The 17,469-nt window shown below is 50.2% G+C and carries 13 protein-coding genes and 1 tRNA gene; 2 read left to right on the forward strand and 12 right to left on the reverse strand.

The genetic code is table 11. The features are described from left to right. Position 1 precedes the first annotated feature (1 nt). The 11 genes from dpdG to GVJ63_RS08210 form a co-directional block, all read right to left on the reverse strand. Positions 2 to 901 carry a protein DpdG gene (gene dpdG / locus GVJ63_RS08160; protein ID WP_159226690.1) on the reverse strand — a complete coding sequence of 300 codons (900 nt, stop codon included), beginning with the start codon at positions 899 to 901 and terminating at the stop codon, positions 2 to 4. Further along, positions 901 to 3,351, reverse strand: coding sequence for a protein DpdF (gene dpdF / locus GVJ63_RS08165; protein WP_159226691.1), 2,451 nt, complete (start codon positions 3,349 to 3,351; stop codon positions 901 to 903). The genes dpdG and dpdF overlap by 1 nt, the downstream gene beginning before the upstream one ends. Before the next feature lie 12 nt (positions 3,352 to 3,363). Then, positions 3,364 to 6,420, reverse strand: a complete 3,057-nt coding sequence (dpdE, locus tag GVJ63_RS08170; protein WP_159226692.1) for a protein DpdE — start codon at positions 6,418 to 6,420, stop codon at positions 3,364 to 3,366. A gap of 301 nt (positions 6,421 to 6,721) precedes the next feature. Next, a complete protein-coding gene (gene dbpB, locus GVJ63_RS08175) occupies positions 6,722 to 7,849 on the reverse strand; it encodes a DGQHR domain-containing protein DpdB (RefSeq protein ID WP_028715993.1) in 1,128 nt (375 codons plus the stop codon). Then, entirely contained in the window at positions 7,846 to 9,096 is a 1,251-nt protein-coding gene (dpdA, locus tag GVJ63_RS08180) for a tRNA-guanine transglycosylase DpdA (RefSeq protein WP_028715992.1), read from the reverse strand. Before dpdA ends, dbpB begins: the two co-directional genes overlap by 4 nt. Positions 9,097 to 9,169: 73 nt before the next feature. After that, the gene (locus GVJ63_RS22225) at positions 9,170 to 10,021 is read right to left on the reverse strand and encodes a hypothetical protein (protein WP_200843111.1); all 852 of its coding nucleotides are present in this window, start codon (positions 10,019 to 10,021) and stop codon (positions 9,170 to 9,172) included. Between the two features lie 539 nt (positions 10,022 to 10,560). Beyond that, positions 10,561 to 11,805, reverse strand: a complete 1,245-nt coding sequence (locus tag GVJ63_RS08190) for an integrase arm-type DNA-binding domain-containing protein (RefSeq protein WP_159226693.1) — start codon at positions 11,803 to 11,805, stop codon at positions 10,561 to 10,563. Positions 11,806 to 11,991: 186 nt separating this feature from the next. After that, positions 11,992 to 12,076 (reverse strand) — tRNA-Leu (locus tag GVJ63_RS08195). Positions 12,077 to 12,198: 122 nt separating this feature from the next. Beyond that, positions 12,199 to 13,230 (reverse strand): DUF1176 domain-containing protein, encoded by a 1,032-nt coding sequence (locus GVJ63_RS08200; protein ID WP_159226747.1) that lies wholly within the window; start codon positions 13,228 to 13,230, stop codon positions 12,199 to 12,201. A gap of 149 nt (positions 13,231 to 13,379) precedes the next feature. Continuing rightward, positions 13,380 to 13,754: a hypothetical protein gene (locus tag GVJ63_RS08205; protein WP_187495850.1), complete on the reverse strand. Its 375-nt coding sequence runs from the start codon at positions 13,752 to 13,754 to the stop codon at positions 13,380 to 13,382. A gap of 41 nt (positions 13,755 to 13,795) precedes the next feature. Next, entirely contained in the window at positions 13,796 to 14,257 is a 462-nt protein-coding gene (locus GVJ63_RS08210; RefSeq protein WP_159226695.1) for a hypothetical protein, read from the reverse strand. A 377-nt stretch (positions 14,258 to 14,634) separates the two neighbouring features. On the opposite strand from GVJ63_RS08210, the gene GVJ63_RS08215 reads away from it, so the two are divergent. Continuing rightward, positions 14,635 to 15,648, forward strand: coding sequence for an HNH endonuclease domain-containing protein (locus GVJ63_RS08215; RefSeq protein ID WP_159226696.1), 1,014 nt, complete (start codon positions 14,635 to 14,637; stop codon positions 15,646 to 15,648). Continuing rightward, complete coding sequence (locus GVJ63_RS08220) at positions 15,645 to 16,322, forward strand: bifunctional 2-polyprenyl-6-hydroxyphenol methylase/3-demethylubiquinol 3-O-methyltransferase UbiG (protein ID WP_159226697.1); 678 nt, start codon at positions 15,645 to 15,647, stop codon at positions 16,320 to 16,322. Before GVJ63_RS08215 ends, GVJ63_RS08220 begins: the two co-directional genes overlap by 4 nt. A gap of 141 nt (positions 16,323 to 16,463) precedes the next feature. Here the strand turns inward: GVJ63_RS08220 and GVJ63_RS08225 are convergent, their stop codons facing one another. Next, on the reverse strand, positions 16,464 to 17,462 hold the full coding sequence (locus GVJ63_RS08225) for a YsnF/AvaK domain-containing protein (RefSeq protein WP_159226698.1): 999 nt from the start codon (positions 17,460 to 17,462) through the stop codon (positions 16,464 to 16,466). Between the last annotated feature and the right edge of the window lie 7 nt (positions 17,463 to 17,469).

Below are 17,469 nucleotides of genomic sequence, written 5' to 3' on the forward strand. Positions count from 1 at the left end.
CTCATTTTCTTGCCTCCCCTGGACTCACGGTACTGATACGACGCAGACTGCCATCCGGAGCTTGCAGGACCATGGCGTCAGGGTCATCGGAACGAGTTGCGAAAACCAACTGCATTGTCAGTTCAAGCCGGAGCAGCGCCTGGCTCAATGCGGCGCTGATCATATGTTTCTCCAGAGGTTGCCAGTTGTCAGCGGAGATCATCGGTTCGACCTGCTGACGGTAGGCTCCTCCATCCAGCATTGGCAGAAACTCCGCCAGTTGGCTGAGGAATTCCTGGATTGGCATCGCGGCGGTAAGTGAAAGGTTATCCAAAACCCCTTCAATGGCGCGGGTAGGATCCATCACCCAGCCATTCAGAAAAGGTTCTGTAAAACCGAGGAAATATGCGTAATCGAGGAAGGGCTCCGCTTCGTTAGAGAAGTTGAGGTTACGTCGCCCCTCACCGGCTAATTTATTGTTAATCATCGGGCCAACAGCCATCGGCACCGCCTCTTTTGTCAGCGGCGTGTTTCCGCGGATCGTATATTTGTCCTGTGCCAGCATGGAGGTTACGCATATTAGCAAGGGCTGACCGCGCGTTCCGGTCAACAGCGGCGTCGTTTTCTCACTGTAAATTAGCGTACGCAAAACTCGTGCGGGCAGGTTATGTTCGCTGGAAAGTGGCGACTGTTGACTGAGGCCAACACTCTCATTTTTCCATAACCCTTCTTTTGCCCAGAAAGAGACTTCGGCAGGCAGGCGTTTTCTCGCTCCGTCGCTGACGGGCAGCATCTCCGGGCGCAATAATTCAATCAAATCTGCCATCGGGATGGTCTGTCCAAGTCGCCGATTCAGCACCCGATCGATCATGCAGAGCAGACGGATTTGGCTCCCTGCGGCAGCGTTATTGGTAATTGCCACTAGCTGATATTCCTCTGAAATTGTTCTAATGCCACTGCACCGGTATCAACATCCCACCAGCGACGCCCACGGTAGCCCGGTTCTTGTAAACGTTCCGGTGCAACAATAATGCGATTGATGCTGGCGAAGATGTCCAGTTCAGGCATCGTTTCGCCGGGCAACACCAGCACCAGTTCATCCCAGCAGGTGTTTTCTTCATCAACAGCAAGTGAACACCAGAAAGGCAAACCTGCGGGCAGGACCTCACCAAGCCGGGCGAGCACGCTCTGGCTGGCGCGGATAGCCTGAATCTGACGATTGGCCAGCAGTCGGGCAATCCAGTCACTCCACTGACGCAGCAGTAGCCGGTTCGTCAGCGTCGTAGAAAAATAAACGCGTTGCTCATTTCCCATGACGTTCCGCACCGTCTCGCCCGTCACGTGTGCTATACGACCGAGCGTCGGAGTAAAGGGAGGATACCCTTTACTCCGACAGGCCGGACACCCGCCGCAGGCTATTTCCGGTACAAAACCATCGAGAGTATAAAAATGTGCTAACGTCTGGCACAGCGAGATTGTGGGGTCATTGAGCCACTCTTCTAAGGCGCTAAATCCCTGTTTACGCATCGCCAGTTCATGCGAACGGTGTGCCTGAATCCCCTTCTGCCACTGCGCTTCATCCATATGACCGTCACGGAGCACGGAAATCTGAATATGGTTGAAATAATGGTCAAACCACGCATGGGCCCTGGACTCATCACGCTCGTCCGGAGCGATAGCGCTAAGATCCGGCGGTGGATAGGTGATATCGATAAAACCGGCGCGCTGCATTAACAGTAAGGTACGCAGGTTCCAGTCCACATTGCTCTGCGAATCCATGCGAATGTCGGCATGCTTCGCGCGTAGTGGGACAGTGAACTGACCCGGCTGATGCTGCTCGCGCAACTGGTGCATCTTGGCCCAGCGCAAATATCCTTTGCTGGCCCCGATCAGTTTGGTTCGGTTAATGTTGCGTGCGATCTGTAGTTGTTTGTGATGGAAAATAATTTGAGCGACCGATGCTTTACCATCACGACCGCCACGACCGCTCTCCTGGTAGAGACGATCAAAATTTTCTGGCACTGCGACATGCAGAACGGAACGGACATTATTTTTATCCATCCCCACGCCAAATGCCGAAGTCGCCACCATGATATCCAGCCCATCGTTACGCCAGGCGTGGATAAGACCTTCGCGTTCCTGCATTGGCGTTGCACCATGGAACAATCCACAGCGCCGATAACCACGCTCACGTAGATACTGGTACCAGAATTTAGCCTGTTCGACTTCGGTAGTGTAGAGGATCATTGGCGCCGGCAAGCGAGCAATGGCGTTTTCCACCTGCTTAAGGTAATCCTCGTGACTGGCAGCTTCGCTGACATACCACACGGGTTCCGGACGCAGAAAACTGCCATTCACTTCAATCACTGACGCCTGTCGTTTACCGGCAAAGAGCGCTTTGAGCGTATTCAGAGTACTTTGACTAAACGTGGCAGAAAGCAGCACCACTTTGACACCGTCTGAAGAGGTAGCCTTCAACGATCGCACTAAGGGTGCCAGTAGCTGAAACTCGGGACGGAACTCCGCCCCCCATTGATCGATAAGATGAGCTTCATCCACAATCACGGCGCCCAGTAGTCCGCGCTCCGCAAGCGAGAACAGCTGTAACAAGAGCCCACCTGTCGCTGCTTCCGGAGAGCAAAATAACGCTCGCTGTTCGCCGGATCCCAGCCGCAATTTCATCATATTCTGTTCTTCAATCGACTGGCCGCTATGCCAGACGTAGCTGCCACCGTGATCCTGCCCGGCCTGTTGCATCACCTCTTGCGCTCGCAGAGCCTGTTCAATTGCCAGCGCTACGGTTGGCACAATCACTAGCGTCAGAAACCTACTCGGTGAAGTCAGCATCTGGGAGTGAATCACAAAAGTTTTGCCGGCTCCGGTGGGCAGATTCACCAGCAGCGTTTTATCTCTGTCGCTGGTCAACACCGTGCGTACCGCCTGCTGTTGCCCTGCTGATGTGTAGTGCGTATAACACAGATCGTTGAGCACAGTGGGCAAAAGGACATCCAGCGGTGGGGTTTCCAGAAAACGGCGCTGCTCGCCTTTCCAGACGAGTAAGAGAGAGGAATCAATCTCTTCCGCTTCGCGCGTCAGGAGCAGTTCACCTGGGTAGTCACGATCCCGTCTCAAACCAAAATGCTGGAGCATTACGCCTTCGATAATGTGTCGATACGGCAGCCTTAACGGCGTCAACCCAAATGCCCGCGCGCATTGCAGAGCATCATAAAATGCGTGGAGGCGGTCGCATTCTCCCGCCTGCACATCATCCAGACAGTAAAGCAGGCGGTTAAAAAACTGCCCTCTCAGCCCGTCGCGTTCGCTGTGTTCTCCGTTCAGAGTCGCGCGAAGTTGTTGCCACTGGTTTTCCATGGTTGCTTCCGATTACAGCATGTCGCGGGTACACAGAATAATCGCCTTCATTGCAAGCAATTGATGGCGGACGGGACGATCTCCATATTGAGCAGCCACGTTTCGCCGGGCCTGCTCCTCAGCAGCGAGTACGGTTTCTTTCCAGTTATGCGGCTCAAACCAATCCGGCATTCGCATCCAGACCTCTTCCCGAAGATTGATATCTTGGAACAAGCTGTTGCCCTCTTCATCGTAAGGTTTATCCAGCAGGGAGACAACGACCTGCGGATCCGCCTCTTTACCACCGTCATCCAGCCAGAAATTGTGAACCTCCGGGCTGAAGCACTCATCACCACGACGCTGCGCGGCTAGCTGGTTTTCACCTTCAACCTGAGCTTCACTCAGCCACTGGAAATGGAACCAGGTGCGCGGTTGCTTCATCGAAACAGCCGGGGAGAGAACCCGAAGCAGCGCCATACTGGCTCCTCGCGGATCGCTCTGCATCAGTTGCCATACGTTTTCGGCGAAAGGCTGCCCATAGCGCAAGGGGTAAACGTGTTTGTAGTTACCGGCTTCCGTTCGAGACAAACTCATCAACGCTGTGGAAGGGGGGTATCCTTCTGAAAAATCGAGACCAAGCAGGCAATTATCAATAAACGTTCCTACGTCCACCAGCGTTTGCCGTTGATATTCGCCACGCTCGAAGCGCAGACGAAATCCTCCTTCAGGATATTGCTCCCGCTTAAACCCTAATGCCTTACGCATCCAGGTCAGCATATCTTTTGCCTGCGCTTCAGCCTTATCTTCAGATTCGGCCAGTTGCTCAGAAAACTCGCGTGCAGCAATGACCTCCTGCTCCATAGATAACAAGTTTTCCTGAGCCAGAACGCGCTTACGCTCTTGGGCGATAAAGCCGTTTTCCCCCGAAAGGCGCTGTTGCGCCTCATGGAAGACGGCAAGCCCCTGCCCGGCGTAATCACGCCATACCATCTCTAATTGTTCAGACAGAACAAATTGCAGGCTGGCTACGCTTCGATGAAACAACCCCGTGCCTTCGTCCAATAATTTCACCCAGTCCGCACGTAGCCCATCACGTTCCGGCAGCAAAATCAGGCTTTTCACAGGCTTCACGCCTCGTAGATTTCCAGAATAGCGGTTAAAGCGCCCCAACCGCTGTTCAAAACGGTTAAAGTCGCGGCTCAGACTATAGTGGACCGCAAGACGATTTTTTCCGTGCAGGTTCAGTCCGTCTTCACCGCGTCTGTCACAGATCAGTACCTGCCAACTGTCATCCTGAAGTTCGCTCTGCTTACGCAGGTCCGGCGAATGACGAACCACCGCCCAGGGGGCCTGAATTTGCAGTTTGGTAGACAGGAAGGCAGCTTCAGAGCTTTCACCGCAAAAGATGACCGCTTTGCCATCAGGATATTTTTCAAACCAGCCAGTCAGCGCCTTCATTAGCGCCGCATCTTTGGCTTTCTGCTCTTGCTGAGACGTTTCAATAATCTGCTCAAGAAAATTGGACTCTTCTTCGCTGACAGTCCCGTTTGCCAGTGCATTTTTAGCCTGGCGGGACATCACCAGCGGGTTGAGAAACAGAGCGTCGACCCATTCATCAAGCGTCGTGGCATCCAGATGTTTGTGCTGCACGGGATTGCGCAAGGCGGCGGCACGCCAGGCATCAAAGGTTTCATCCAGCGTGATCTCGGTCGAGGAGACGGGCCAGACACATTTTTCCAGGCCAGCCAGTCCAGGAAAGAGATATTCCAATGCGGGATCTTCACGCCGGTTACGTAGCAAGCGATGAAAAAGGCGGTAGCGCTCGCCGATCCACTGGCGTAATGCCAGAATGGCCGCCGTTCGCTCTTCGCTTTCATCAGGGGCAAAAAAGTCGACCAGAGGACTCAGCACATCAATCCGCGCCTGCAGTTGCTCATCATCGGCAAAAAGCTGACGTAACTCTTCGACAACCTCTTCCAGTACCCCATTTGGCGTTTCAGGGGTCAGGGAACTGTAAATTCCACCAAGACGCTCGCGCTCTACCACGCGGCGCATAAATTTTTCGATTCCCACTGCATTAAGTGGCCACGCCTGTGGGTTTATGCAGTGCAGCATAGCCAGAAAGTGACGCTCGCTACCATGCATCGGCGTGCCAGACAGGAGCAACACAATGCGTGCCTGATGGCACAACTCAGTCATCGCGACATATTGTGCCTGTTCGTCTTCATCATCGACCCATGCCTGCCGGGCTAATTGATGGGCCTCGTCGATTACCACCATTGTGGGCTTCCAGCCGATCAGTTCTGGCTGACAAAGTTCTTCCGGAGAGCACAGACGGATCTGGTTGTTCCGTCCTCCGCTCATTACTTCCTGTAGTGCAAAGCGATCAACCAGTTCCTGCGTCCATTGCCCTTGCAATACCGGCGGCACCACCACTAATACGCGGGCTTCTCTTTTGCATTCCAGAATATGTTCTCGAATGACTAACCCAGCTTCAATGGTTTTGCCGAGCCCCACTTCATCCGCCAATAAATACTTGGGATTCTGGTCCTGCAATATTCGGCGTACAACAGCGATCTGATGAGGCTCTACCTCGACACGACTACTGATTAATGAAGACATAGAGCGGCATGCTGCACGCTGCTTAATCCACGCGCTGACAAACCGCTCACGTAGTGGATAGAAAAACGGAGCATCATTTGAACGGGCCGCCAGAAAATGAGCCGGGTTCATCGCCTGCCCCTGCCCATAGTTGGGATAGTACATCTCTGCTAGATCAATGACCGCGTGATCGCCAGAGCGAATAATCAGTAAGTGCTTATTATCCGGTCGGGGCCCGCCATAGCGGCCTCGGCACCAGATGCCGCTATCAGGAGAGCGAAAATAAACGGTGCTTTCCTCATAGAGCGTCGCTGCCGTCAGTGCGCGGATATCCACCTCCTGACGGTTAATCTCCTCCTCTAAAGGAGAGTAGAACCAGGCAATCTCGGCACGCTCAGTAGAGAGAATACTCACAATTTTAGCAATACCGTCAAATAATGGCGATATTACCAGGTCACCTTCAGAAAACACGCCAGTATGTGTAGTCATTATGATTTTTTAACAGTCAGGAAGTGAAAGTAATTCGCAATAAACGAATAAATCTAGAATGAATATACGGCGAATGGGCCAATGAAGCAAATCTGCAGGAGGGAGAGGTCGGGCCACTACGTAAATGGTAGGTGATCTCGGCCACAAAATTTATACATTTGAATCAATCAGTTAATACCGTCAAATTAAAGAAAGTTAAACACCCCTTATCTACATACCCACTAGTTTCACCATGAAATTATTTCATTAAAAAAATAAAGCCTCCATTTAACAATATGAGGCTTTAGATTAAACTTAAATTTTAAATGTCAGCATTAGCTACTTTAATATAATTGGCTACCAGATAATCAGTAACCACAGATATATCTTTTGAGAGATTTTGCAGTTCATTCCATTTACGAACAATAGGCTGACCATCAACATCTGTGCCGAAGTTCCACACGCCACTACTCCATGCACAAAGCGGCTTAATACGGTTTAACTCTTCGACAAAACGAGTATAGGAAGGGATCTCAGTCCAGCCTGGTTCACCTTTATAGTCCTGATGAACCTGATCGATTTCATCCATCAAGCTGCCAAGCGCAAGAATACCAACGCCATGTAACAAGCGGGAATAGCGCGGCTTTTTATCCCAGTCATCAGTAAACACAGTTTCCACAGCAGACCAGAAGTTATTCAGCAGTTTCACCATCTTCCCTTCATCCCCCAACCCTGTCGCGGGGTCACGGAAGCGATACAATGCTCCCTCACGAAGACTGGCATCGATCATTTTGATCATCGAGTTGTCAGCAATAACCCCATCAGGATTGGTCGCCGTTTTGATGCGCCCTGCAAGTGGACCTTCGCCGAAGTTCAGTCGTTGAGTCAGCAGTGAAGGAAACTTACGCATTTGCAGATCGGATGGCAAACGACCGTGGGTATGCGGTGCCAGTTCGTATAACAACGTTTTGGGCAACGGTTTTGTGGAGTTAACCAGCATGAACTGTTCACGCTGTTCTTCCGCGTCATTAGCAATGAAAGCGGAGACCGGCATCATGAACGAGTCGATTTCTGCATCCCGCAAAGCAGCGGTACGTTGTTGACCATCCACAATAAAACCTGGCTTCTCAAAATCCTTATCTTCGGAGAAAGGTATTACCAGATGTCCCATATCGCCATTATCTGTAAGCGGTTCAAAACGCACACGCTTATCAAAAGCGATAATCACCGGGTTTGGTATCATCGGATTTGCGCTCTCAATGTAGCGCTGAATTTCGCGAATATGGTTACGTACTTCTGGACGCTGATAACCAACCAAACTCTCTTCGCCGCGACGGATACGTGAAATCGCTGCAATCTTGCTGATTTGTTTACCTTCTATCGCAAGGCTGTAGAGTTGCCTCTCCTCACCCTGTCGGATTCGCAGGGCGGGAACACGATACTCACTCATGACAGTTCCTCTGAGCGTAATGACAATGTGTGCTGTAAACGGTTGTACAACACCTGAATATTATGGAAACCACGGCGACGGTTGCGTTCTGCGCCGCGGAAAATGATAACGTTGATGCCAATGGCCTTGCAGATATTGCACTTGCATTGCTTCCATGGACGATCACCCAGCGTACGTTCGTAGTCAGCACGGATTTTTTCGGCTTCTTTCTCGCCCGAATGAAGACGTTCATATGCCAGTACTATTTCCAGCGTCTTCTCAAGGGACAAAGCCCCTTTATCGTATTCGAACAGGGCATTCATGGCATCCTTTTCAAGATGCCGCGCAATATCCTGATCAATCACGCCAGATTTAATTTTGCGACTCAAACTTGGATTCGCATCAAACTGAGGGACACGCACAGCGGTATAGGCCGGGCCATCAGGCGTATGATAGTTGTTTTTCCGATCTTTGAAGGCCTGCTGAAGCGGTGTAGTCGAGTCAATACTGGTCACACCAAACTTGATAAAGTCGGCGAAACTCTCTGGACGGGCAATACCAAGCAAGTGAACACGTGTATCACTTTTCAGCAGAGGTTTAATCTCTTCGAGAGTCTCAAGGATCTGCACCGTTTTCAAAGGCACCATCCCCCCCATGGTGATATTTTTGTATCCCATGGCCAGCAGGGCCTCTACAGATTGACGGTAGGAGGTTTTGCTCCATCCATGTGCAACGCCAAAGGCAGCGAAACAGGACTTTTGCGACTTGTTCAAAAACTCTTGCGCCAAGGTCAGCGTAATATCCTGGCGTCGGCGACATTCAGCCAACACTTCGCCACTGAATACCTCACCAGGTTTCTCATAGCCAAAAACGATATGATCGAGAGAAACGCCATGGTTAAAGCGGGAGGTTTCGTAGAATTCAATCACCTCTTCCACACGGTATGGCGGGACGTCTTGGTTAACATAAGTGAAGGCTCCGCAATCCCCCATAGTTTCCATATTTTCCGGCAAGCGGAAGAAGTGCTTCATGCCATTACGGAAGTAACGCAAACGTTGGGCACGCGTATATTTGCTCTCGCCACCGCCAAGACCATCTACTACGGCTTTAGAAACCAGCATACCATCGTAAGGATGAGGAAAAACCTCATGCGGATAATGATCGTCACGTTGACGCACGCGATGTTCGTTTCGCGTTTCGCGGAAGAAGTCGAAACTGGGATCGATAAAATCCTGACTATCAGGGAAAAAATACTTTAGCTTCGACAACTTACTCTCCTGTGACACCACTGCAAAGCCTCAAAAAACGGGGGATTCTACCATGAAACCCAAGCAAGTAGCATTAAGGTTTAGCCTCTCTCAGGACCTTAAACTCAGCCCGAAAACGTTTTTCCTCAAATGAATTTCCCGAGTCACGAAATTCACGCAACGCATGTGTTGCACTGATACTAGGATTTTGTTCCATAAGCTTTAAAATGAAAAACTTAACTTCCTCCGGGGTACGACGAATTCCTTTTTTCACTTCACGCTCAGGTAACTCCTTGAGTTCTTCAATTAACTTGTGAGATAACTCATTTAAATCATTGAGTTGTTTTGACGTAAATTCCTTAACAATGTATTTTGCCACACTGATATTAAGCATGAGCATATTGCATCCTAGCCACAGAGCCATATTTTGGTTGGTTTTGAAAAGATATGCAGTCAACCTGTCATTGATTTTTTTGGAAGTTACAATAAGCAGTTGTTTTTTTGCATCAATCAAATACTCAATACCATTAATAATATCCAATTCAATTGCATTAATATAATCTGGGGAACCGCAAATAATATAATAGTCTTTTTTGTTTTTTTTCATTAATTCTAAAATAGATGTAGGATGCTTAGATCTAAAAATTGATCTATTAGTTATTTCTTTCCACCATGTTCTATGAAAACTTTTCCCTACATATTCTTGAGAATACAAAGGTATTGATTCGTCATATCCAACAGCAAATGTCGCTTTATACGGTACTACATTGTCTTTGTGGTGGAGGAGGCCCAATCCAGCAGAAAGCACCCATAAATCAATAGGATATTCATTTAATATCGCTTTAGCTGTCGCCCAGTGCCCACCTTTATAAAGATTCTCTGCACATACAGTTGCAGATGTAGATATAGCTTCATTCAGAGCATTACACCAAGAATTCACTAGCACACTTGAAGAGATTAGACCTGATGAAAATTGACTCAGACTCAATATATCTCCGCTACCGCAGTGTTTTCCATTTGTACATGTAGTTATTAAATTGATGTTGCTCACAATCGCCCCCCGAATCGTGCTACACAAGCTACAGTAGAAAAAGGGGGATGACAAGAACGGAGTTAAAAGACCCTAGAAATTTTTCCTAGGGTCTTATGTTAGTGGAGAATGTACTCGAAATACTCATCTTGAGAATGAGAACATCTTTGGCATCGTCTCAAAATGCCTTTTTCCTCAAGGGATAAACAAAAGTCTCGACATGATTCAAGAAGCACGTCAGGGCTTTCATTTTTATCCTTAGAAATCATAGCCCTAGAAAGAGTGTCGTAACTAAAACCTCCAGTTGAGTGCGATACAATGCTCATCGCAAGTTGGGCATCGAAAGTTTTCATAGTGCACCTCACAGTCGCCTGAATAATACAGTTATAAAAAAGTATGGATTATACTTCAAGCCGGTTTTTCGAATTCAAACATAGCAAGCATCAGGAATTAGACTACTTGCCAAAGTCATAAGGACTAACTTCGCTTTCCCTATTCGCATCCAAAAAATCAGCCCACCACTGCAGCATTAGTCGCCGCTCATCAAGATGCTCAGCCTTATGAATGTAAGCTGCACGTACTGAGTTACGTTCCATATGGCTCATTTGCCGTTCCACTGCATCCCTCGACCACAATCCAGACTCAATCAATGAACTACAAGCCATTGTCCTGAAACCGTGCCCACAAACTTCAACCTTCGTGTCATAACCCATAACGCGCAGCGCCTTGTTCACTGTGTTTTCGCTCATCGGTTTGCGATGGTCGTGATCGCCAATGAAAACAAAATCACGATCGCCACTAAGCTTGTGTACCTGTTTAAGGATTGCTAACGCCTGACGAGAAAGTGGCACCAGATGAGGTGTGCGCATTTTTGAGCCACGCTGTGAGTGCTTTACCCCTTCAATAGCTTCCCGCTCTGCAGGTATCGTCCACATAGATGTTTCAAAATCGATCTCAGACCAACGAGCAAAACGCAATTCGCTGGAGCGGATGAAGACAAGGAGGGTTAACTCAACGGCAAGACGAGTCAAAGGCCTGCCGGTATAGCTATCAATGCGCTGAAGCAGTTCGGGAGTACGTCTCAACTCTAACGCAGGTCTATGCTGACGGTTACTCGAAGCGACAGCACCAACCATCTCTTGCGCGGGATTGTAATCAAGTAAACCACTCTGAACGGCATATCTCATAATTGCAGTAGTGCGCTGCTGTAGACGGGATGCCACCTCAAGTCGCCCCGACAACTCTACCGCTTTGATTGGGGCCAGCAGGTCTCTAGTTTTAAGATCAGCGATATTCCGCTTACCTATGGCAGGGAAGAGATTGTCCTCCAAGCTTTTAAGCACTCGTCGACTATGTTCTTCTGACCACTTTTTATTTGTGGCATGCCACTCAATAGCAAGCTGCTCAAAAGTACGTGCTTCCTCCTGCTCAATCTTATCATTTTTCTTTTTATCTCCCGGATCGATGCCGTTTGCTAAAAGCTTACGAGCGTCATCGCGACGAGTTCTAGCATCTGCAAGAGATACGTCAGGGTAAACACCTAAAGCCAGCATCTTTTGCTTTCCGCCATAGCGGTACTGCAGACGCCAGTATCTTGAACCATTTGGGTGGACGAGAAGATGCATACCATTGCCATCGGTCAGTTTGTATTGCTTATCCGTTGACTTGGCTGTTCTGACTTTGATATCTGTTAACGCCATGCTTATCCCCTCCCTGTTGGTACAAGCATTATCGAACCGGAAATACCATCATCTATACCAACATCTGTTGGTAGATGTACGTTGAAGTCGGTTGACCTTGAGAGAGTTAATATAACGGGAATGATGGGTAAATACTGGATTTCAGGCACAAAAAAAGACGTCCGTTGACGTCTATTGATGTTCCGATGGTGCCGAAGGCCGGAATCGAACCGGCACGCCTCGCGGCGGTTGATTTTGAATCAACTGCGTCTACCGATTTCGCCACTTCGGCACTGAAGGGTATGCGGAAAACGTTGAGGATTATACCGTTACCCCCTGTTTCCGCAACCCTTATCGGCAGGCGAAGGTGCAACTGCTGAAAAAACCGTCTTTTGGGTTCTCAGGTTCACCTGCTTAACCCGAAACAGGCTTCACATCCGTTACCAGAGTTGGCAGATCCCAGGTGCCGCCCGCATGGATATAACGGCACATGCCGGTCCCGCCTTCATAGCTTTTGCGGAAGGCCTTGCCGTCCCAAACCCAGCTTTCCTGGCTCATGCAGTCACCAATACCGCGGCCTTTCTGCACATTGGTAATCTCACCTTTGTCGTAATCCGACCCGGAAATGGTCACCAGTACCGGCGTGCCTTTTAGCTGGTCATCAATGACCCAGTAGCCATATCCTTCGTTATAAGCGGCACGCCAGCAGAGCGCTGAAAGCAAAGCGTGTGTGTCGTCCAGTGGCGTAAGCGTGAGTCCATCGGTTTCCGGATCACTGTTTTCTGCAGGTGAATACAGGCTGTCGCACGTGTCATCGTCATTGTGATTGACCGTTGAAAGCAGTCGGGTTTTCAGCGCGTCGATTTCTGGTGCGGTCAGCAAACGGGGTTCGCCGCTGAGGGTTTTTGCCGCCTGAATAACCGGTGCGGGCACAGCCTTAGCCACGCTGCTCTCCGGTTTATTGCCTTTTTTGGTGAGTGCACCTGGCGTGCCGATACGGCCCTGCACGTCGTCCGCTTTCAGCAGCACGGCATAAGCGCCTTCGCCAGAAAGCAGGAATGGCTTTGTACCGCCTTTAAATTCAACTTTACCGCTGCCTTTGACGGCGCTGATTACCGCAGAGGTCTGGCTGGCCGACATTCGCCAGTTATCGTCAGCCGCCACCAGATCGCCTGCTGATTTCCCGTCGATCCACAGCGTCAGCTTTTCTGCCGGTTCGCTGTCATCTTCGGTGTCGCCCAGCGTCACCTCTCCCACTGGCTCTGTTCCAGGTCCAGCGGCGCGGGTGAGCAGGATGGAGCCGGAGGGATCCTCTTCTTTGGCATAACCCGCAATGCGACAGGTCAGGGTGTTATCGCAGACAACTTCCCAGTCTTTGTGCTCAAGCGTTTTTCCGCTCTGGGCGGCCTGAGCCGACAGGGAGAACGCCGCCAGTACGAAAAGCATCGGTTTATAGTTCACTTTATTCCCTCAGGTTTTATTTCTGATATCAGCACAGGTATCACTCTTTCACCATCGGTGTAAGGGAACCCAAAGCCATTGTTAATCGCCGCCAGGCTTTGAAAAAAGGCTACGCCCCGTCCTGGGCGATGCGCCTATCGGGTCACTCTCTCTTTTTTGTTAAGCGCTTCAACCAGCACGCTATGCAGCTGGCCGACAGAGAGATCGCGGATGACAGGCGCAGGAATACCGCGCAGTCGTCTGCAAAGATAAACAATGCCAAAAAAATCGATGCCTTCACTATGGAAAAGATATTCGTTTTCTTTCAGGGAAAATGTCTTACGGAAACCACCTTCTTCTGCAGAAAAGCTCACACCGAAAACTTTTTCGGCCTCCTCCAGCAATTCAACACCATCATCGCCGGTAATCCCCAGATCCTTTTCCAGCCAGGTATTTTCATCGATTATTTCACGTCTGCATCCTGCAAAATCGCGGACAAAAGCGATAACGTCCGCCATTGAGGGTTCCATATCATTGCTCATGCTAAAGCGCTCCGCGCTATCCTGCCAATTTACAGTCGTCCTAAGGTCATTTCCTGCACCTCAGCCGCTGGATTGGCCTCTTTCACGGCGGCAAGAAAACCGGCAAAATCCCGATTGAAAAGGGTGTAGTTGTTCAGGACTCTGAACTCCCTTTCGGTTTTATAAGCTCCGGTAACGTAACGAACCAACCATACCCGGCGATTGCTGACTTCAGTTCCGGTAACTTTTATCCTGATAATATTTTCCAGCGGAACTTTGCAAAGCGTTTCGCCTTCACGCTGCTGATACAGGAAGTCGCTGTCATAGTAATAATCTTCCGTGTTCATGCCCAATTTTTTCAATATCGGCGTATTAGCCGATATCTTTTTCATCTCTCCTGGAGAAGGAGGGAGCCCTTTTTTAAAGGGCAAAGGCCTGAAGCAATAGCAGATGAGCAAAATGAAGAAAGCTAACGACAGCAGTGAGAAAATAAAATAAACAAACTGATGCATTTAAATGACCCGACCTGTTCGGATAGCTCCTGATTATATCGAAGAAGAAATGACGCCGTTATCCGTTTTTACCGCCCTGCCCGCTCATCTTTCAGTGCAGTACGATCTGTCTGACGAGTGCCAGTTCCAGACAGCGCTGAGCGCCTGCCCCATGACTGAGTTGCCTGAATAAAATCGGCAATGACCCAACGCTTTAGCCTGTGCATCCTCCCTCTACTTACCATTCACGCTGATGTTGTCTTGATTGTCTTACAGCGCCTGTTCGCCCTTAGAAACGCCCAAACGCCTCCCCACCTTTACGGTTTACATTTACCTGCATTTGTTATGTGATCCTGTTACGTGATTTTTTCGAGCTGTCTCGCAAAACAGGATCCTGCATGCGCTTTTACCAGGCCGATCCCCGCCTTGAAAACTACTGGCGCGGCGTTATCCTTTTTGGCAAAAACGTCGCCTCCTATAAATTTGCCCTCGCCCATGCGCTGTACGACCTGAAGCAGCCGGACAACGATTTGATTACGCTGGAAGCGCTGGCCGTGCCTTTTGTGCGGCATTTGTGTGCCCACCTGCGTCATGCGCCAAAGCAGATCACCAGCAAAAGCAGCGAGTTTCTGGAGGCATGCAGACAATTCAACGCAGGCGAAATCAGCGAAGAGCAATTAATTGCTATTACCGTTAAGCGCGGGTTCGCAAACGTCATCGATGCTTTTCATAATGTGAATCACGCCGAGATCGACAAACGCTTTTTCATGGATGAACGGCGAAGCCATAAAGGCATTAGGCTTACGGATAACTTTTATCAGCTGACGGAAAACGAACAGTTTGCCAGTCTGAAAGCGGAAACGGATGCCAGATGGCGGCTGGTAGAAGAAGCCTGGGCGATGAACGTTTCACGCAACCTGATTGCGGTTGATTATGACGATAATGACAAGATGCTTTTCAGCCGTCAGAGCGGTCGCCGCGTCACCATTACCAGCTGCCGCAGCAGCCTGAATGGCTACCAGAAAGGCCGGTGCTTTTACTGCTTTCGTGCCATTGGCGTGACGGGTGGCGAAGAGAACCTGGCGGATGTCGATCACTTTCTGCCGCTGATGCTCAGCGAGCAAATCGGCAACCTCAACGGCGTCTGGAATCTGGTGCTGGCCTGCCAGACCTGTAATCGCGGCGCACAGGGTAAGTTTGCGCGTATCCCTTCGATAACACTTTTGCAGCGACTGCATGATCGAAACGAATACTTTATTAACAGTCATCTGCCACTGCGGGAGACGTTAATCCGCCAGACCGGCGCAACGCCGATACTGCGGCATAGTTTCCTGCAAAACAGCTGGGATACGGCAAAATTTTCCCTGCTCCACGAGTGGCAGCCAGCGGCACAAGGGGACAGCCTGTTTTGAGCAACGAAGATTATTACCGACAGAATGCTCAACGATTTTTTACCGATACGGCAAGCGTGGATATGTCTGCGCTTTACCCGCCTTTTATTGACTGCCTGCCGCCGGGCGCTCGCATTCTTGATGCAGGCTGTGGTTCAGGTCGTGACGTTAAAGCCTTCAGCGAAATGGGTTTTGCCGTCGAAGCCTTTGATGCCTCGGCGGAGCTGGTTGCGCTGGCCCGCCAGTTATCCGGAAAGCCTGTAGCGCAGATGCGCTTTCAGGATGTGGATGCGGTTGAAAGATATGATGGTATCTGGTGCTGCGCCTCGCTGCTGCATGTTTCCAAAGCTGAACTACCCGGCGTCATGACAAAACTGACAATGGCGCTGAAGCCTGGCGGCGTAGGGTATCTCTCTTTTAAATATGGCCGCGGCGAACGGGAAAAGGATGGGCGCAGATTTACGGATATGGATAGGGCTGGGTTACAGAAACTGATCGAGAGGATTAATACTCCCGGCGGCAGCCTCCTGACTAAAAATACGATGGAGATAAAAAGTGAGGCTGGCTCTGAGGACACAGCGGTAAAGAGATTTGCTCTTGAAATAGATAAAATCTGGCAGACCGGTGATGTTCGTATCGGACGCGGCGACGAAGTCTGGCTGAATGCGATTATCAGAAAAAGTTTAATCTTCTAGCTGGCCTGTAAAAAAGTCTTGGCTCCTCCCCCACAAACGCAAAAGAGCCAACCTCGCGGTTGGCTCTTTCTTGCATATCACATGCTCAGCATCAGGCATTATCAGTGCCCATCAGCGCCTGTTGTTGTCAGGATGAGCGCCTCAATGCGTATGGTCATGATGCAGCTTGTTTTCGACCTTATTCTTCACTTCGCCGGCTTTATCTTTCACCTTCTCAGTCAGGCTCTCTTTGTGGTCACGGTTATGTGCACCTGGTGACTGCGTGCCTGCGGCGGCGGTCGCAGGTTTTACCCCTGCGGTCGTACCCGGCAGTTCGCGCTCCAGACCACCTCGTGCATGGTCGATATCCACTTCCTGACGACGTACCGTGTCATTAATCGTCTCGGTACGATCGCTGCCGTCGGTACGCACCACCACTTCTTCTTTCACGTGGGTCGTTTTGTTGATCACCGGCTGCTCATGCGTCTCAGCGACTTCTACGGTTTTCTCTGACCAGTCCACTTCACCAGCCAGCGCGGGTTCATTCACCGAACGGCGGAAGATGTCAGCGTGCTGCTCATGCAACGAGATATCTTCAGATACGGTATCGGTCACGGTATAGCGGCGTACGCGGGTGGAGCCTTCGCTCACCAGACGTTTACCCACTTCTACCTGCTCTTCGGCCAGACGCAGAATATCAGCTTCGCTCTCATCACCGGTCAGTGAGGTGCGTCGCGGTTCAACCTGGCGGTCGTTGGTCTCACCGGCAAACTGCTTACCGGCCGTCGTCGGGTTGATGCCCGGCGCGGTGGTGCCATTCTCAACCGAGGTTTGCATACGTGACGGAACGTCCACCGAGTCATGAGAATGGAGAATGGTCATGGCGCGAGCCAGCTTCTCCTCTTCGGTGCGGATGGTCAGCACTACGCCGCCCTTGTCCATCGCTCTGGTATAAACATCGGCCTGCTCTTTATCAACGGAGTGACCAAAAAGACGCTGCCAGATGCTCGGATGGCGGATAGAGTGTCCTTCCTCCTGCAAACGTTCTCCACTGATAAGACTGATGTCCCGATCAGAAAAGCCTGCTTTCACGAGATTTCTTTTCGCGGCCTCTGCCTGAATTGCAGAATCGAACAGTGTTACGATTTTTTCATGTGCCATGATAGGT

This window comes from Pantoea sp. 18059 (assembly GCF_902706165.1).
Taxonomy (GTDB): Bacteria; Pseudomonadota; Gammaproteobacteria; order Enterobacterales; family Enterobacteriaceae; genus Pantoea; species Pantoea agglomerans.